We start from the raw sequence: 16,181 nt of genomic DNA, 5'->3' as shown, positions 1-16,181 counted from the left end.
ATCGACCCCTTAATCACACCCCAACGACGGCCTCGGTATTTTTGCGGAGCAGTTCGGAAGGTTCCCCAGATTGCGGCAACCCATTGACCCCTTGCGGACTTCTATGGCCTAGTCCGCCGTCTTTAAGCCGGCCGAACCACGAAAAGCCAACGATTCCATGACCTCCGAACGCTACAACGCCCGCGACGCCGAACCGCGCTGGCAACGCCTCTGGGACGAACAGGCGATCTTCGTCTCCCGAAACGACGATTCGCGGCCGAAATACTACGTCCTCGAGATGTTCCCCTACCCGTCCGGGCGCATCCATATCGGCCATGTCCGCAATTACACGCTCGGCGACGTGCTGGCCCGCTTCAAGCGCGCCAAGGGGTTCAACGTGCTGCATCCGATGGGCTGGGACGCCTTCGGCCTGCCGGCCGAGAACGCGGCGATCGAACGCAAGGTCGCGCCGAAAGCCTGGACCTACGACAACATCGCCGCGATGAAGAAGCAGCTCCGCTCGATCGGGCTGTCGCTGGACTGGTCCAGAGAGATCGCGACCTGCGATCCCTCCTATTACAAGCACCAGCAGAAGATGTTCCTGGACTTCCTGCGCGCAGGCCTCGCCGAGCGCGAGAAGCGCAAAGTGAACTGGGACCCCGTCGACATGACCGTGCTCGCCAACGAGCAGGTGATCGACGGCCGCGGCTGGCGTTCCGGCGCTGTCGTCGAGCAGCGCGAGATGAATCAGTGGGTCTTCAAGATCACGAAATACTCGCAGGAGCTGCTGTCCGCGCTGGATGGGCTCGACCGCTGGCCCGACAAGGTGCGGCTGATGCAGCGCAACTGGATCGGCCGCTCCGAAGGCCTGTTGATCCGCTTCGCGCTGGATGCGGCGACGACGCCGGCCGGCGAGAACGAGCTGAAGATCTTCACGACGCGCCCGGACACGCTGTTCGGCGCGAAGTTCATGGCGATCTCGGCGGATCATCCATTGGCGCAGGCGGCCGCCGCGAAGAACCCTGAGCTTGCGGAGTTCATCACCGAGATCAAGAAGATCGGCACCGCGCAGGAGGTCATCGACACCGCGGAGAAGCAGGGCTTTGACACCGGCATCCGCGCGGTGCATCCGTTCGATCCCTCCTGGAAGCTGCCGGTCTATGTCGCCAATTTCGTGCTGATGGAATATGGCACCGGCGCGATCTTCGGCTGCCCGGCGCACGACCAGCGCGACCTCGACTTCGTCAACAAGTACAATCTCGGCAACACGCCGGTGGTGTGCCCCGAGGGCCAGGACCCGAAGACATTCGTCATCACCGACACCGCCTATGACGGTGACGGCCGCATCATCAATTCGCGCTTCCTTGACGGCATGACGATTGATCAAGCCAAGGAAGAGGTGGCGAAGCGGCTGGAAGGCGAGCTGAGCGGCAATGCGGCGGTCGGCGAGCGGCAGGTCAATTTCCGCCTGCGCGACTGGGGCATTTCGCGCCAGCGCTATTGGGGCTGCCCGATTCCCGTCATTCATTGCCCGAAATGCGACGTGGTGCCGGTGCCGGATGCCGATTTGCCGGTGACGCTGCCGGAGGATGCGACCTTCGACAAGCCCGGCAACGCGCTCGATCATCATCCGACCTGGAAGCACGTCACCTGCCCGAAATGCGGCGGCAAGGCGCAGCGTGAGACCGACACCATGGACACCTTCGTGGATTCGTCCTGGTACTTTGCGCGCTTCACCGATCCCTGGAACGAGAAGGCGCCGACCACGCGGTCGGTGGTCGATCGGCTGATGCCGGTCGATTGGTATATTGGCGGTGTCGAGCATGCGATCCTGCATTTGCTCTACGCGCGCTTCTTCACCCGCGCGATGAAGGCGACCGGGCACATTGCGCTGGACGAGCCGTTCGCCGGTCAGTTCACCCAGGGCATGGTGGTGCACGAGACCTACCAGAAGGCCGACGGCACCTATGTGCAGCCGGCCGAGGTCAAGGTCGAGGTCGGCGGCAATGGTCGCCGCGCCACGCTGCTCGCGACCGGCGAAGACATCCAGATCGGCCCGATCGAGAAGATGTCGAAGTCGAAGAAGAACACGGTCGATCCCGACGACATCATCGAGACCTACGGCGCCGACGTCGCGCGCTGGTTCATGCTGTCGGACTCCCCGCCCGACCGCGACGTGATCTGGAGCGACGAGCGCGTCCAGGGCGCATCGCGCTTCGTGCAGCGGCTATGGCGGCTGGTGAACGATGCGAAGGAACTCGGCAAGGACGCGCCGGCGGCCCGGCCAGCTTCGTTCGGGACGGATGCGACCGCCTTGCGCAAGGCCGCCCATGGCGCCCTGGACAAGGTCACGACCGGCATCGAGCGGCTGCACTTCAACGTCTGCCTCGCCCATATCCGCGAATTCGCCAATGCCCTGTCCGAGATGCTCCAGCGCCCCGGCCAGCCTGCCGCGGACCTGGCCTGGGCGATCCGGGAGGCCGGCCAGATCCTGGTCCAGCTGTTCTCCCCGATGATGCCGCATCTGGCCGAAGAGTGCTGGCAGGCTTTGGGCCAGAGCGGGCTGGTTTCGGAGGCCAATTGGCCCCAAATCGAACGCGATTTGCTGGTTGAAGACAGCGTGACCCTGGTGGTCCAGGTCAATGGCAAGAAGCGGGGTGAGGTCACGGTTGCAACAGTGGCCCAGAATCCGGAAATCGAGGCTGCCGTTTTGGCCCTCGATGCGGTAAAGCTGGCCCTGGACGGCAAGCCCGTTCGCAAGGTGATCATCGTCCCCAAGAGGATCGTGAATGTTGTCGGCTAGGATCCGCATCGCAGCCCGCTTGCTGGCGGTCGCCGCCCTGGCGGCGCTGACGGCCGGCTGCTTCCAGCCGATGTATGCCGAGCGTAACGACGGCACTCCCGGCCTGCGCGAGAAGCTGATGGGGGTCGAGCTGCCGCCGATCGCCAAGCCGAACGCGTCGCGCGAGGCGCGCGTTGGCGTCGAGGTCCGCAATGCCCTGGCCTTCAAGCTCTACGGCACGGCGACAGGCATGCCACCGACGCACCGCCTGGAGATCCGCTTCACATCTACCCGCTCCTCGCTGATCGTCAGCGCCGCGACCGGACTGCCGACCAGCGAGAATTACGGCATCGACGCCCAGTACAATCTGATCGAGGTCGTCAGCGGCAAATCGGTGATGACCGGCACCACCTTCTCGCGTGTGTCTTACGACATGCCCGGCTCGTACCAGCGCTTTGCCCGTAACCGGGCCTATCGCGACGCCGAGGATCGTGCCGCCAACGAGATCGCCGAGAACATCACGACCCGGCTCGCCTCGTTCTTCACCGCGGGCACCTGATTCATTCCAGTCATTCCGGGGCTCGCGAAGCGAGAATCCGGAATCCAGAGATTGTGGATCGAGATTCTCAGGCGCGCAATTGCGCGCCGTAGTTCGCCCTTCGGGCCCCCCGGAATGACGAGTTTTGAGGCGGCATGGTCGCGCTGCGCGGAAAAGAGATCGATGCCTTCCTCGCCCGCCCCGATGCGGGCCGTCCGATCATCCTGCTCTACGGTCCTGACGCGGGCCTCGTGCGCGAGCGCGCCGATGCACTGATCGCATCGGCCGTCGACGATCCCAACGATCCATTCTCACTGGTCAAGCTCGATGGCGACGAGCTCTCCGCCGAGCCGTCCCGCCTCGTCGACGAGGCCATGACTGTGCCGCTGTTCGGCGGCCGCCGCGCCATCCGCGTCCGCGCCGGCTCGCGCAGCTTTGCCAGCGGCATCGACACCCTAGCCGAGATGAGCGTGAAAGATTGCCGCATCGTGATCGAGGCCGGCGAGCTGCGCCCGGAATCGCCGCTGCGCAAAGCCTGTGAGCGCGCCAAGACGGCGGTCGCGATCGGCTGCTACCCCGACACCGAGCGCGACCTCGCCAAGCTGATGGAGGACGAGCTCCGCACTGCCAATTTGCGCATCGCGCAGGATGCCCGCGCGGCGCTGATGTCGTTCCTCGGCGGCGACCGCCAGGCCTCGCGCAACGAGCTGCGCAAGCTCACGCTCTATGCCCATGGCAAAGGCGAGATCACGCTGGACGACGTGATGTCCGTGGTCGCCGATGCCTCCGAGCTGAAGCTCGATCCCATCGTCGACGGCGCCTTCGCCGGCCGACCCGACATCGTCGAGACCGAATTCGCCAAGGCCATGATCGCCGGCACCTATCCCGGCGTGATCATCTCCGCCGCGCAGCGTCAGGCCGCGTGGCTGCACAAATCGGCGCTCGCGATTGCCGACGGCACGCCGGCCTCCGCCGTGCTCGACGGCGGCTTTCCACGGCTGCACTTCTCGCGAAAGCCCGCAGTCGAAACGGCGCTGCGCAATTTCAGCCCGGTCCGGCTTGCCGCCATCATCGAGCAGCTCGCGACAGCCGCGCTCGAGACCCGCAAGCAGTCCACCCTCGCCGCCGCCATCGCCCAGCGCACGCTGATGGCGATCGCCGCGAATGCGAAGCGGCGGGGGTAAGCGCGGCGCTCACCACGTCATTGCGAGCGCAGCTCTCTCAGCACCGTCATTACGAGGAGCACTTGCGACGAAGCAATCCAGAATCCTTCCGCGGAAAAATTCTGGGATTGCTTCGCTTCGCTCGCAATGACGTGATTGATGTAGACGGGCGCCACACACGCAACTGTCGTCCTGGCGAAAGCCAGGACTCAATGCTGCAGCGAGACGTTTGGCGAAGATGTGATCCGGTACTGCGACCTTCCACGATCGATAGATCACGCGGTATGGGTCCTGGCTTTCGCCAGGACGACACCGAGGGTACAGCCAATTGCCCGGCTCACAATGCCGGAGCAGGTCGCGGCCGCGATCAAATCCCGCCCTTCGCCAGCCGCTTCATCACCTCGTCGAGCTGATCGAGGTTGCGATAGTTGATCTGCACGGAGCCGCCGGGATCACGGTGATTGACGGTGACCTTGAGCCCGAGCGCGTCGCTGACGCGCTTTTCGAGATCGATCGTATCGGGGTCCTTTTCCTTCGCGCCAGCGCGCGCCTTCTGCGGCTTGCGCTCCGGCACGCCCTCTTCATGCGCCAACGCCTCGGCCTGACGAACATTGAGGCCCTCCTCAACGATGCGCTTGGCGGCTGCGAGCGGATCGGGCACGCCGATCAGCGCGCGGGCATGGCCGGCCGTCAGCTCGCCGGTCGCGATGAAGGCCTGCACCTCGGCCGGGAGCTTCGTCAGCCGCATCATGTTGGCGACGTGGCTGCGGCTCTTGCCGACGACTCTTGCGATGTCATCCTGGCTGCGTTTGAACTCGTTTGCGAGCGCGTGATAGCCCTGCGCCTCTTCCATCGGGTTGAGGTCTTCGCGCTGCACGTTCTCGACGATCGCGAACTCCAGCGCATCGCTATCGCTGATGTCGACCGGCACGATCGGCACTTCGTGCAGGCCGGCCATTTGCGAAGCGCGCCAGCGCCGTTCGCCGGCGATGATCTCGTAGCGGTCCTGTGTGCCCTTCACCGGTCGCACCACGATCGGCTGGATCACGCCGTGCTGCTTGATGGAGTCGGAGAGCTCCTTGAGCTCGGCCTCCGAAAAGGTACGGCGCGGATTGCGCGGATTGGCCTTGATGAATTCGATCGGCACCTTGCGCTGCGCGCGCGGACGATCGACATGCTGAGCCTCGCCGCCGACATCACCGATCAGACTCGCAAGACCTCGGCCCAGTCGCGAACGCGCTTCGTCGGCCATCGCCAGCTCCCTTGGATTCACGGTGCAGCACTCCAGAACTGAATTCTCGTAGGGTGGGCAAAGCGAAGCATGCCCACGCGGTGTGTACGGAAGGTGGTGGGCACGGCGAAGACGCCTTTGCCCACCCTACGGCAGCGTCAATGCGTCATGCGCAGCTCGCGCTCGCGCTGGATCACTTCGGTGGCGAGCCGCAAATACGCTTCGCTGCCGACGCATTTGAGATCGTAGACCAGCACCGGCTTGCCGTAGGACGGCGCTTCCGAGATGCGCACGTTGCGCGGGATCATGGTCTTGTAGACTTTCTCGCCCATGAACTGGCGGACGTCGGCAACGACCTGGTTCGAGAGGTTGTTGCGCGAGTCGAACATGGTCAGCACGATGCCGTGGATCGACAGGTTGGGGTTGAGCGTCGAGCGCACCTGCTCGACCGTCTGCAGCAATTGCGACAGACCTTCGAGCGCGAAGAACTCGCATTGCAACGGCACTAGGATCGCATCGGACGCCGCCATCGCGTTCACCGTGAGCAGGTTGAGCGAGGGCGGGCAGTCGATCAGCACATAGGTGTAGTCGGCGTCCGGCGAGACATTGTTGTTGAGCGCGCCGATGGCGTCGCGCAGCTTGAAGGCGCGGCCGGGCGTGGTGCCGAGTTCGAGCTCGAGGCCGGAGAGATCCATGGTCGAGGGCGCGATGTGCAGCCGCGGCACGGCGGTCGAGACCACCGCCTCGCGCAGGGCGGCTTCGCCGACCAGCACGTCATACGTGGAGCAGGAACGGCTGCGGCGATCGATGCCGAGGCCGGTCGAGGCGTTGCCCTGGGGGTCGAGATCGACGATCAGGACGCGTTCGCCGATCGCGGCGAGCGCCGTGCCGAGATTGATCGCTGTGGTTGTTTTTCCCACGCCGCCCTTCTGATTCGCCAGCGCCAGGATGCGGGGGTGGCCAGGGGGCACCTCATTGGTCACCTCATTGGTCTCTTGGGCGGTCTGTTCTTGCTGCGGCTCGTCAATCACGCTCATCGCAAATTCCCCCACTCAGGCCCCTGAACGCCTCACCCGCGCCGTTCGACGGACGTCAGTTCCACGATCCACCCGTCACCGGTGCGGCTTGGATGGAGCTGAGTCTGAATATTCCAATATTTAGCGGCTTCGGTCAATTCAGCCTCTACATCTTGACCCTTGAGAAACAACGCTTTTGCGCCCTGGCGCATCAGCGGCTCCGCAAAGCCGATAAGTTGATGTAGCGGAGCCAACGCGCGCGCGGTGACGCAATCGACGGGGCCGGTGATTCTATCCACATTATCCCCGATCTCAGCGAGATGTACGAGCCCTGGAGATGTGGTGACGCGAATCGCCTCGCGCAGGAATGCGGCCTTCTTGGCGATTCGCTCGACGAGATGGACGCGGGCATCCGGCGTCCCGGCCATGGCGCAGGCGAGCACGACGCCCGGGAAGCCACCGCCGCTGCCGAGATCGGCCCAGCGTTTTGCCGCCGGTGCGAGATCCACGAGCTGAAGCGAGTCGGCGATGTGCCGGGTCCAAAGGTGCGGCAGCGTCGAGGGCGCGACGAGGTTGGTCTTGGCCTGCCACTCCCGGAGCAAGGCGATGAAGCGATCGAGCCGGTCTTCCGTTTCATGTGAAACGGGCGCGAGCTTGAGCGCTGCGATCTTGTCGGCAGCGATGACCGCGTCCAGTGATTGATCGGTGGCGCTGGCCTTGTCGATCTTCGGTCTGGTCGGCCTCGGCTCGGGTCGACCGCCGGCGCCCTCACCCGCCGCGGATTTTCTTGATGACGATCTGCCGCCTCCCGGCCCGCGATGTTTCACGTGAAACGCCTACGCGATCGCCTTTGAGATCTTCCGGGCCTCGCGCCGCAGATAGGCAGCGAGAATGCCGAGCGCCGCCGGCGTCATCCCATCGATCCGGCCGGCCTGGCCGACCGTGAACGGCCGGGCCTTTTCCAGCTTGGCCCGCACCTCATTGGAGAGACCAGGCACCCGCTGGTAGTCGACCTCAGCCAGCACCATCCCCTCGTCGCGTCGGAAGGCTTCGACATCGGCGCTCTGGCGCTCCAGGTAGACGTCGTATTTGGCGTCGATCTCAAGATGGGTGGCGATGACGGGGTCGATTGCCGACAGCTCCGGCCAGATGGCGCGGACCTGGCTCCAGCCAATGTCGGGATACGCCATCAGCTCGAAGGCGGACCGGCGCTGGCCATCGCGGTTCAGGGACAGGCCGTGCTTGATCGCCTCGTTCGGGGTGATCGTGAGCGACTTCGAGAGCGTCCGGGCTGCGTTCAGGGCATCCATCTTGGCGCGATGGTGCTGCGTGCGGGCACTGCCGACACACCCCAAGGCGATGCCCTTCTCGGTCAGACGCTGATCCGCGTTGTCGGCCCGCAGCGTCAGCCGGTATTCGGCCCGGGAGGTGAACATCCGATAGGGCTCGCTGATCCCGCGGGTGACGAGGTCATCGATCATCACACCGAGATAGCCATCCGCCCGGTCGAACACGGTCAGTGCGGCCCCGCTGGCGGAGAGCGCTGCGTTGAGGCCGGCCACGATGCCCTGCCCGGCGGCCTCCTCGTATCCGGTGGTGCCGTTGATCTGCCCTGCCAGGAACAGACCGCGCAAACGCTTGGTCTGGAGGGTCGGATCGAGCTCCCGGGGATCGATGTGGTCGTATTCGATGGCATAGCCCGGACGGACCATCTTCACCCGTTCCAGGCCTGGAATGCTGGCGAGGATCGCGAGCTGGACCTCTTCGGGAAGCGAGGTCGAGATGCCGTTGGGATAGACGGTCGTATCGTCGAGCCCTTCCGGCTCCAGGAAGATCTGATGGCCATCGCGGTCGCCGAAGCGGACGATCTTGTCCTCGATCGACGGACAATAGCGCGGACCGGAGCTCTTGATCTGACCGGAATACATCGGGGAGCGATGGACATTGGCCCGGATCACCTCATGGGTCGCCGAGGTGGTCCGGGTGATCCCACACTGGATCTGCGGGGTCGTAATCCGCTCCGTCATCACCGAGAACGGCTCCGGTGGTTCGTCTCCGGGCTGCATTTCGACCGCCGACCAATCGATCGTGGTGCCGTCCAGACGGGGTGGAGTCCCCGTCTTCAGCCGTCCGAGGGTAAAGCCGGCACGCTCAAAGGAGCTGGACAGGCCCATCGCCGGCGCCTCGCCCACACGACCGGCGGGCCAATTCTTCTCACCGAGATGGATCAGGCCGCGCAGGAAAGTGCCGGTGGTGACGACAATCGCCTCTGCTCGAAGCTGCCGGCCATCAGCCAGGCGCAGACCGGTGACCCGGCCTTCCACCACGATCAGCTCGTCAGCCTCACCCTCGATGACGGAAAGACCCTCGGTTTCCCTGATCGCGGCCTGCATCGCGGCCGCATAGAGCTTCCGGTCGGCCTGAGCGCGAGGACCACGAACAGCGGGACCCTTGCGGCGATTGAGGACGCGAAATTGAATGCCGCCGGCGTCGCCGACGCGACCCATCAGACCATCGAGAGCATCGACTTCGCGGACCAGATGGCCTTTGCCGAGACCGCCAATGGCGGGGTTGCAGGACATGGCGCCGACAGTGGAGAAACGGTGCGTCACCAGAGCGGTCGCTGCACCCATCCGCGCAGCAGCAGCCGCGGCTTCACAGCCGGCGTGACCACCACCGATGACGATGACGTCGAAACTCTCTCGCTCTGTTCGCATGAGCGGACTTCTAGCTCAGAGGCGGAAAAGCCGGAAGCGGAAAACTGGGTGAGGCGGACGTTTCACGTGAAACGATGCGAAAAGCGATTTCGTAAAAACAACCCCATGCACAGTACAAAGGGCGTTGAAAGAGGGGATGAAAGGGAGGTTGTTTCACGTGAAACAATATTAAAGGCGCCGATCGATGGGAGGTAGACAGCGAAGCCCGCCATGTTTCGATGCCTAGGTATTTCAGCATTGAGCGAGATCGACACCCCCGCCGTCATTGCGAGCGCAGCGAAGCAATCCAGCATCTTCTCTCGGGAGGCAGACTGGATTGCTTCGTCGCAAGGGCTCCTCGCAATGACGAGATTGAGCACCAGGTTTCGATTCCGGCACCGCTGTTTTCGGGCCTAGATCGAAGAGACCAAGATCGAAACGGGTCAGATTTGTTTCACGTGAAACAAACCGGAACTCGTAAGCCTATTCACCTGACCCCTTCAGGCAAGAAATGGAACAAGCGCTAATCCTACAATGAAGAACTAGCGCTACTTTCCAATACAGAATTTCTGGAAGATGGCCCCAAGGACGTCTTCGACATCCACCCGGCCCAGCAGCCGACCCAGGGCATAGGCGGCGGCACGTAGTTCCTCCGCGGCAAGTTCTTCGCCCTCTTCTACAAGCTCCAAGCTCCGGCGCAAGCTGTCTGCCGCTTGGCGCAACAGGTCGCGTTGGCGCGCCCGGGTCACCAATGCGCCCTCGCTGGTTCCGAAGAATTCAGAGGCAAATGTCACCAGCGCGTCGACCAGCTGAGGGATGCCATCGCCCCGGCTCGCCGAGATCCCGAACTCGCCGCGCGGCCCGGCTTCCCCCACCCCACCGAGATCGATCTTGTTGCGCACGATCCAGATCGAGCCACCGGTCCGATCGCCTTCGCCGGCCTTCCACAGCGACCGCGTCGCGTCGGGATCGATGGCCTGCGATCCCTCCACCAACCACAGCACGAGATCTGCGTCTTCGGCCCTGGCCTGCGCCCGGCGCACGCCCTCCTGCTCCACCGGATCATCGGTTTCGCGAATACCGGCGGTGTCGATCACCGTCACGGGGTAGCCATCGAGATCGAGCTGTACCTCGATCACATCGCGTGTGGTGCCGGCATGCGGCGAGACGATCGCGACCTCGCGGCGGGCGAGCTGATTCATCAGCGTCGACTTGCCGACATTCGGCTCGCCTGCGATCGCAACCACCAGGCCATCGCGCAGACGTTCGGCTTGTCCCTGTGCCGCAAGGACTTCTGCAATTTCACCATGCAGCGCTCGGATCGCCTTGATGGCCGGCGCCAGGAGCTCGGCAGGCACATCGCCCTCGTCCGAGAAATCGATGCCGGCTTCGATTAGGGCAGAAGCCTCGATGATGCGCTCACGCCAATCGCGCGCGCGATCGCCGAGCAGGCCTTGCAATTGGCGCAGCGCCTGACGCCGCTGGCGGTCGGTGTCGGCGTGGATGAGATCGTCGAGGCCCTCGGCCTCGGTGAGGTCGAGCTTGCCGTTCTCGAACGCGCGCCGCGTGAACTCACCAGGCTCGGCCGCCCGCGTATTCGGTATATCAGAAATAGATGCGAGAAGCGCCGAGAGCACCGCACGTCCGCCATGGACGTGGAATTCGGCGACGTCCTCGCCGGTCGCGCTTGCCGGTCCCGGAAACCAGAGCACGACTGCGTCGTCGATCGGTTGGCCCATACCGTCACGGAGCAATCGGCGGCTGGCCTGCCGCGGCGCAGGCAGCGTACCCGTCAGCGTCGTCAACACCACGCCGGCCTGCGGCCCGGAGACGCGCACCATCGCAATCGCGCTCGGCGGACGGCCGGACGACAGCGCAAAGATGGTCTGGTCTTGCGGATGCATGGCCTATTTGTCCGGCTGCGGGAGAAAAGGCAAATCCACCATTTTCGAACGCCAGGTGGCCTAGTTTTGCTGCGCCAAGTCCCGCAACTAAGGCTGATATTGCAATGCAATAAAGCTGCGGAAATTTTGCTGCAGGATCCAGCCGCTCAAGCCCAGCAGGCTCAAAAAAATTCAATCTTATTGTATTCTATCAAAGGCTTAACCAAAAATCGGGGTCGAGCGAGAGGCCGCTAATCTGCTGCAATTCGCCGCAGGAAGGCTGCACAATGAAAAAGGGCGCCCGAAGGCGCCCTCCAACTTATCGCTGCACTGCACTCAGGTGTTCATCGAGTCGAAGAACTCCGAATTGCTCTTGGTCGAGCGCAGCTTGTCGAGCAGGAAGTCGATCGCATCCATGGTGCCCATCGGGTTGAGGATACGGCGGAGCACGTACATTTTCTTGAGCACCTGCGGATCGGTGATGAGCTCCTCCTTGCGGGTGCCGGAGCGCGAGATGTCGATTGCCGGGAAGGTGCGCTTGTCCGAGACCTTGCGGTCCAGGATCAACTCCGAGTTACCGGTGCCCTTGAACTCTTCGAAGATGACTTCGTCCATGCGGCTGCCGGTATCGACCAGCGCGGTCGCGATAATGGTCAGCGAGCCGCCCTCCTCGATGTTACGGGCGGCACCGAAGAAGCGCTTCGGACGCTGCAGCGCGTTGGCATCGACACCGCCGGTCAGCACCTTGCCGGATGACGGCACCACGGTGTTGTAGGCGCGCCCCAGGCGGGTGATCGAATCGAGCAGGATCACGACGTCGCGGCCATGCTCGACCAGGCGCTTGGCCTTCTCGATCACCATCTCGGCGACCTGAACGTGGCGCACCGCCGGCTCGTCGAAGGTGGAGGACACCACCTCGCCCTTCACCGAACGCTGCATGTCCGTGACTTCTTCCGGACGCTCGTCGATCAAGAGCACGATCAGATAGCAGTCCGGGTGATTCGCGGTGATCGAGTGCGCGATATTCTGCATCAGCACGGTTTTACCGGTGCGCGGCGGCGCGACGATCAGCGCGCGCTGGCCCTTGCCGATGGGCGCGACGATGTCGATCACGCGTGCGGAGAGATCCTTGCGCGTAGGATCATCGATCTCCATGCGGAAGCGCTGATTCGGAAACAGCGGCGTGAGGTTGTCGAAATTGACCTTGTGCTTGGCCTTTTCCGGGTCCTCGAAATTGAGCGTGTTGACCTTCAGCAGCGCGAAATAGCGCTCGCCCTCTTTCGGGCTGCGAATATGGCCCTCGATGGTGTCGCCGGTGCGCAGACCGAACCGGCGGATCTGCGAGGGCGACACGTAGATGTCGTCCGGGCCGGGCAGATAATTCGCATCAGGCGAGCGCAGGAAACCGAAGCCGTCGGAGAGCACCTCGACGACGCCCTCGCCGACGATGTCGGTCTCGGCCAGCGAGAGCTGCTTGAGGATGGCGAACAGCAGCTCCTGCTTGCGCATGGTGCTGGCATTCTCGACCCCGTTCTCTTCCGCGAACGAGACCAGCTCGGCCGGGGTTTTCGACTTGAGGTCCTGGAGTTTAATTTCCCGCATTGGGGTGGTCCTGTGGGGTAACCTTGGAGGGGGGGTGCGAGGTGGCTCTGAAATGCGGACGCGAGCAGTGCAGGTAAGGTCCGCAGGTCTGGCAAGGAGAGTGCCGATGAGGCTTCAAACCTGATGCGGTGTCCGGCCTCTGGAAAGCTCGGACACAACCACATCCGCCTGCGTTGGGTGGGATATCGATAATATAGAAAATCGCTCCCTGCTCCGCAAGCCGAAGCGCTGAGCGATTCGTCGCGCGCCTTGCCTAGAACGGCTTCACGATCACCATGATCACGATGAAAATCATCAGGACGGTCGGCACCTCATTGATAATTCGATAGAATTTCTGGGTCCGCGGGCGCCGATCGGCGGCGAAATCCTTCAGCCAGCGGGAAAAAAAGCCGTGGACCGCGGACATTGCCAGGACCAGTGCCAGTTTTACGTGCAGCCAGCCGGAGCTGAACCAATGGCCGGACCAGGTGAGATAGAGCCCGGCGAGCCAAGTGACCGTCATGGCGGGATTGATGATCGCCTTGAGCAGCCGGCGTTCCATGACCTTGAACGTTTCGGACTGCTTCGAGCCGATTTCGGCTTCGGAGTGATAGACGAACAGCCGCGGCAGATAGAGCATGCCCGCCATCCAGGCGATGACGGCGATCACGTGCAGCGCCTTGATCCACTCATACATGCCGGCAGCCTTCCATTCTTGTTTTCGACCCGCTTTGCCGACGCGAACCGGGATCCATTCTGCTCGAAACCGCTTTCTGCTCACCGAACAGTGGATGGAAGGTGTTCGGTAAGAATTCATTCATAGATTTGGGCGCACACACATATCCGCGTGCTCGGCTCTTCTAAACCTAAAAATTTTAGAATCTTAAGGTTTGAGTCTTTGTGACCGTGGATTGGACTCACGCAATTCCGTCCGCCACTTCACGCGCGCTTGTTCACATCCATCAACATCTCCTGCGCCGGTCTGGCCGGTCGGAATAAGTGACCCGGTCTCAGGGGCTTGCGCCCGCCTGTCGGCAGCTTATCAAGAGGCTTGTCCGCGCAATCCCGTTTCCGCGCCGGCCGGCCGGCAAACTTGTTCTGGCGGGCAGCGGTGTGAAGAAAATTGGCCGTTGTCCCGTCCCTGGTGTCGCGCATCTCTTTCCGAGAGGTTAAGCTCCACAGAAATCCACAAACTGCCCCGCCAAAATCCAAAGAGTTTTTGTGCCGACCTCGAACAACTATTTCCATCTGCACCTGGTCTCCGACTCCACCGGTGAAACACTCATCACCGTGGCGCGCGCGGTCGCGGCTCAATACGCCAACGTGACGCCGGTCGAGCACGTCTATCCGCTGGTGCGCAGCCAGAAGCAGCTCGATCGCGTGCTCGACGAGATCGAGGAGGCGCCGGGAATCGTGCTGTTCACGCTGCTGGAGAAGGATCTGGTCTTCAGGCTCGAGAACAAGTGCAAGGAGATCAACGTTCCGAGCCTGTCGATCATCGGCCCGGTGATGCAGCTGTTCGAAGCGTATCTCGGCGCTGCGACCACCGGCCGCGTCGGCGCCCAGCACGTGCTCAATGCGGAATATTTCAAGCGCATCGATGCGCTGAACTACACCATGATCCACGACGACGGTCAGCATGTCGAAGGCCTCGACGAGGCCGACGTGGTGCTGGTGGGTGTGTCCCGCACCTCGAAGACGCCGACGTCGATCTATCTTGCCAATCGCGGCATCCGCACCGCCAACGTGCCGCTGGTTCCGGGCATTCCGGTGCCCTCGCAATTGGAGACGCTGACGCGTCCGCTGGTCGTCAGCCTGCATGCGACGCCGGAACGGCTGATCCAGATCCGTCAGAATCGCCTGCTCTCTATGGGAGCCGAGTCTGGCAGCGACACCTACACCGACAAGCAATCGGTCACCGAGGAGGTTGCGTTCGCACGCAAGCTCAGCGCCAAGCATGATTGGCCACTGCTCGATGTCACCAGACGCTCGATCGAGGAAACCGCCGCGGCGATCATGAAGCTCTACACCGATCGCCAGCGCAACCGGCCCTCAGAATAGTTTCGCAATGGGTCTGTGGCGCGGCACATCTCCGTTGATCCTGGCCTCGCAAAGCAGCGCGCGGAAAATGCTGTTGGCGAATGCTGGCTTCGAATTCGAGAGCGTGACGGCTGACATCGACGAGCGCGGCCTTCAGGCTGCGTCGAAGCTTTCAAACCCGCGCGCGATCGCTCTGTTGCTGGCCTGTGAAAAGGCGAAGGCCGTCTCGGCTCTTCATCCCGGAAGCTATGTGATCGGCGCCGACCAGACCCTGGCTCTTGGCGAGCGCCTCTTCAACAAGCCTGCCGGTCGTCCCCAGGCGATGGCGCAATTGCGCGATCTCGCCGGCAACAGCCACGAGCTGAATTCAGCGGTGGCGGTGGCGCATGGCGGAAAGATTGTTTTCGAGGATGTTTCGGTAGCCCGCATGACCATGCGGCATATGACCGAGGCCCAGCTTTCAGCCTATCTCGATGCCGCCGGTGACGCCGTCGCGACCAGTGTCGGCGGCTATCAGCTCGAAGGGCTGGGTATTCATCTGTTCGAGCGCATCGAGGGCGACCATTTCACCATTCTCGGCCTGCCGCTGCTGCCGCTGCTTGCGTTCCTGCGCCGCGAGCGGCTAGTTGCGGTGTGAACGACAGACATGGCTGGGCGCTGATGCGGATCCTCGGACTGACCGGCTCGATCGGGATGGGCAAATCCACCACCGCGAAATTGTTCGCGGAGGCTGGTGTTCCCGTCTACGACGCCGATGCCGCAGTTCATCACTTGTATGAAGGCGAAGCGGCTCCCGCGATCGAGGCTGCCTTCCCCGGCACCACCATCAACGGCAAGGTCGACCGGTCCAAACTGTCCGCGCGGGTCGTGCACGATCCCGCCGCGATCAAGCAGCTCGAGCAGATCGTCCATCCAATGCTGGGCGAGTCCCGCAAAAAATTCTTCGCCGAGGCCGAAGCGGCCAAGGTCCCCGTCGTGGTCCTGGACATTCCCCTCCTGTTCGAGACTGGCGGCGAGAAACGGGTCGACGCCGTGGTCGTGGTCTCGACCTCGCGGGAACTTCAGCGCGAGCGGGTGCTGGCGCGCGGCACGATGGACGAGGCAAAGCTCGACGCCATCATCGCCAAGCAGATGCCCGACGCCGAAAAGCGCAAGCGCGCCGATTTCGTGGTGGATACCTCAAACGGGCTGGACCCGGTGCGTGCTCAAATCAAGCACATCCTGGCCGAGGTCGTTAAGATGCCGCAGCGGCGAGCCTGATTCGCCGATTTT

13 protein-coding genes are annotated in these 16,181 nt (G+C 63.1%); 6 read left to right on the top strand and 7 right to left on the bottom strand.

Annotated features, from left to right (window positions below):
• Positions 1-157: 157 nt before the first annotated feature.
• The 3 genes from leuS to holA all read left to right on the top strand — a co-directional run bounded on the left by leuS (position 158) and on the right by holA (position 4,483).
• Positions 158-2,782 carry a leucine--tRNA ligase gene (gene leuS / locus XH85_RS01990; RefSeq protein ID WP_128930513.1) on the top strand — a complete coding sequence of 875 codons (2,625 nt, stop codon included), beginning with the start codon at positions 158-160 and terminating at the stop codon, positions 2,780-2,782.
• A complete protein-coding gene (gene lptE / locus XH85_RS01985; RefSeq protein WP_128930512.1) occupies positions 2,769-3,320 on the top strand; it encodes an LPS assembly lipoprotein LptE in 552 nt (183 codons plus the stop codon). Before leuS ends, lptE begins: the two co-directional genes overlap by 14 nt.
• Before the next feature lie 134 nt (positions 3,321-3,454).
• Positions 3,455-4,483: a DNA polymerase III subunit delta gene (holA, locus tag XH85_RS01980; protein WP_128930511.1), complete on the top strand. Its 1,029-nt coding sequence runs from the start codon at positions 3,455-3,457 to the stop codon at positions 4,481-4,483.
• A gap of 346 nt (positions 4,484-4,829) precedes the next feature.
• Here holA and XH85_RS01975 read toward each other — a convergent pair whose 3' ends face one another.
• The 7 genes from XH85_RS01975 to hemJ form a co-directional block, all read right to left on the bottom strand.
• Complete coding sequence (locus tag XH85_RS01975; protein WP_164934844.1) at positions 4,830-5,714, bottom strand: ParB/RepB/Spo0J family partition protein; 885 nt, start codon at positions 5,712-5,714, stop codon at positions 4,830-4,832.
• A gap of 137 nt (positions 5,715-5,851) precedes the next feature.
• Positions 5,852-6,730, bottom strand: coding sequence for a ParA family protein (locus XH85_RS01970; RefSeq protein ID WP_128930509.1), 879 nt, complete (start codon positions 6,728-6,730; stop codon positions 5,852-5,854).
• A gap of 32 nt (positions 6,731-6,762) precedes the next feature.
• On the bottom strand, positions 6,763-7,536 hold the full coding sequence (rsmG, locus tag XH85_RS01965) for a 16S rRNA (guanine(527)-N(7))-methyltransferase RsmG (protein ID WP_128930508.1): 774 nt from the start codon (positions 7,534-7,536) through the stop codon (positions 6,763-6,765).
• Positions 7,537-7,545: 9 nt separating this feature from the next.
• Complete coding sequence (gene mnmG / locus XH85_RS01960; protein WP_128930507.1) at positions 7,546-9,426, bottom strand: tRNA uridine-5-carboxymethylaminomethyl(34) synthesis enzyme MnmG; 1,881 nt, start codon at positions 9,424-9,426, stop codon at positions 7,546-7,548.
• A 527-nt stretch (positions 9,427-9,953) separates the two neighbouring features.
• The gene (gene mnmE / locus XH85_RS01955; RefSeq protein ID WP_128930506.1) at positions 9,954-11,309 is read right to left on the bottom strand and encodes a tRNA uridine-5-carboxymethylaminomethyl(34) synthesis GTPase MnmE; all 1,356 of its coding nucleotides are present in this window, start codon (positions 11,307-11,309) and stop codon (positions 9,954-9,956) included.
• Between the two features lie 315 nt (positions 11,310-11,624).
• Positions 11,625-12,890, bottom strand: a complete 1,266-nt coding sequence (rho, locus tag XH85_RS01950; protein WP_128930505.1) for a transcription termination factor Rho — start codon at positions 12,888-12,890, stop codon at positions 11,625-11,627.
• A gap of 253 nt (positions 12,891-13,143) precedes the next feature.
• Entirely contained in the window at positions 13,144-13,566 is a 423-nt protein-coding gene (hemJ, locus tag XH85_RS01945) for a protoporphyrinogen oxidase HemJ (protein WP_128930504.1), read from the bottom strand.
• A 524-nt stretch (positions 13,567-14,090) separates the two neighbouring features.
• On the opposite strand from hemJ, the gene XH85_RS01935 reads away from it, so the two are divergent.
• The 3 genes from XH85_RS01935 to coaE are packed head-to-tail and all read left to right on the top strand — an operon-like array spanning position 14,091 to position 16,169.
• Positions 14,091-14,930, top strand: a complete 840-nt coding sequence (locus XH85_RS01935; RefSeq protein ID WP_091882598.1) for a pyruvate, water dikinase regulatory protein — start codon at positions 14,091-14,093, stop codon at positions 14,928-14,930.
• Between the two features lie 7 nt (positions 14,931-14,937).
• Positions 14,938-15,546, top strand: coding sequence for a Maf family protein (locus tag XH85_RS01930; RefSeq protein ID WP_128930502.1), 609 nt, complete (start codon positions 14,938-14,940; stop codon positions 15,544-15,546).
• Between the two features lie 23 nt (positions 15,547-15,569).
• Positions 15,570-16,169, top strand: a complete 600-nt coding sequence (gene coaE / locus XH85_RS01925; protein ID WP_128937062.1) for a dephospho-CoA kinase — start codon at positions 15,570-15,572, stop codon at positions 16,167-16,169.
• Positions 16,170-16,181: the final 12 nt, after the last annotated feature.

The sequence above is a fragment of the Bradyrhizobium zhanjiangense genome (assembly GCF_004114935.1).
In the GTDB taxonomy this organism is placed as follows: Bacteria; Pseudomonadota; Alphaproteobacteria; order Rhizobiales; family Xanthobacteraceae; genus Bradyrhizobium; species Bradyrhizobium zhanjiangense.
Note: the sequence above shows the minus strand (reverse complement) of the source record. Positions and strands in the feature narration are given on the sequence as shown.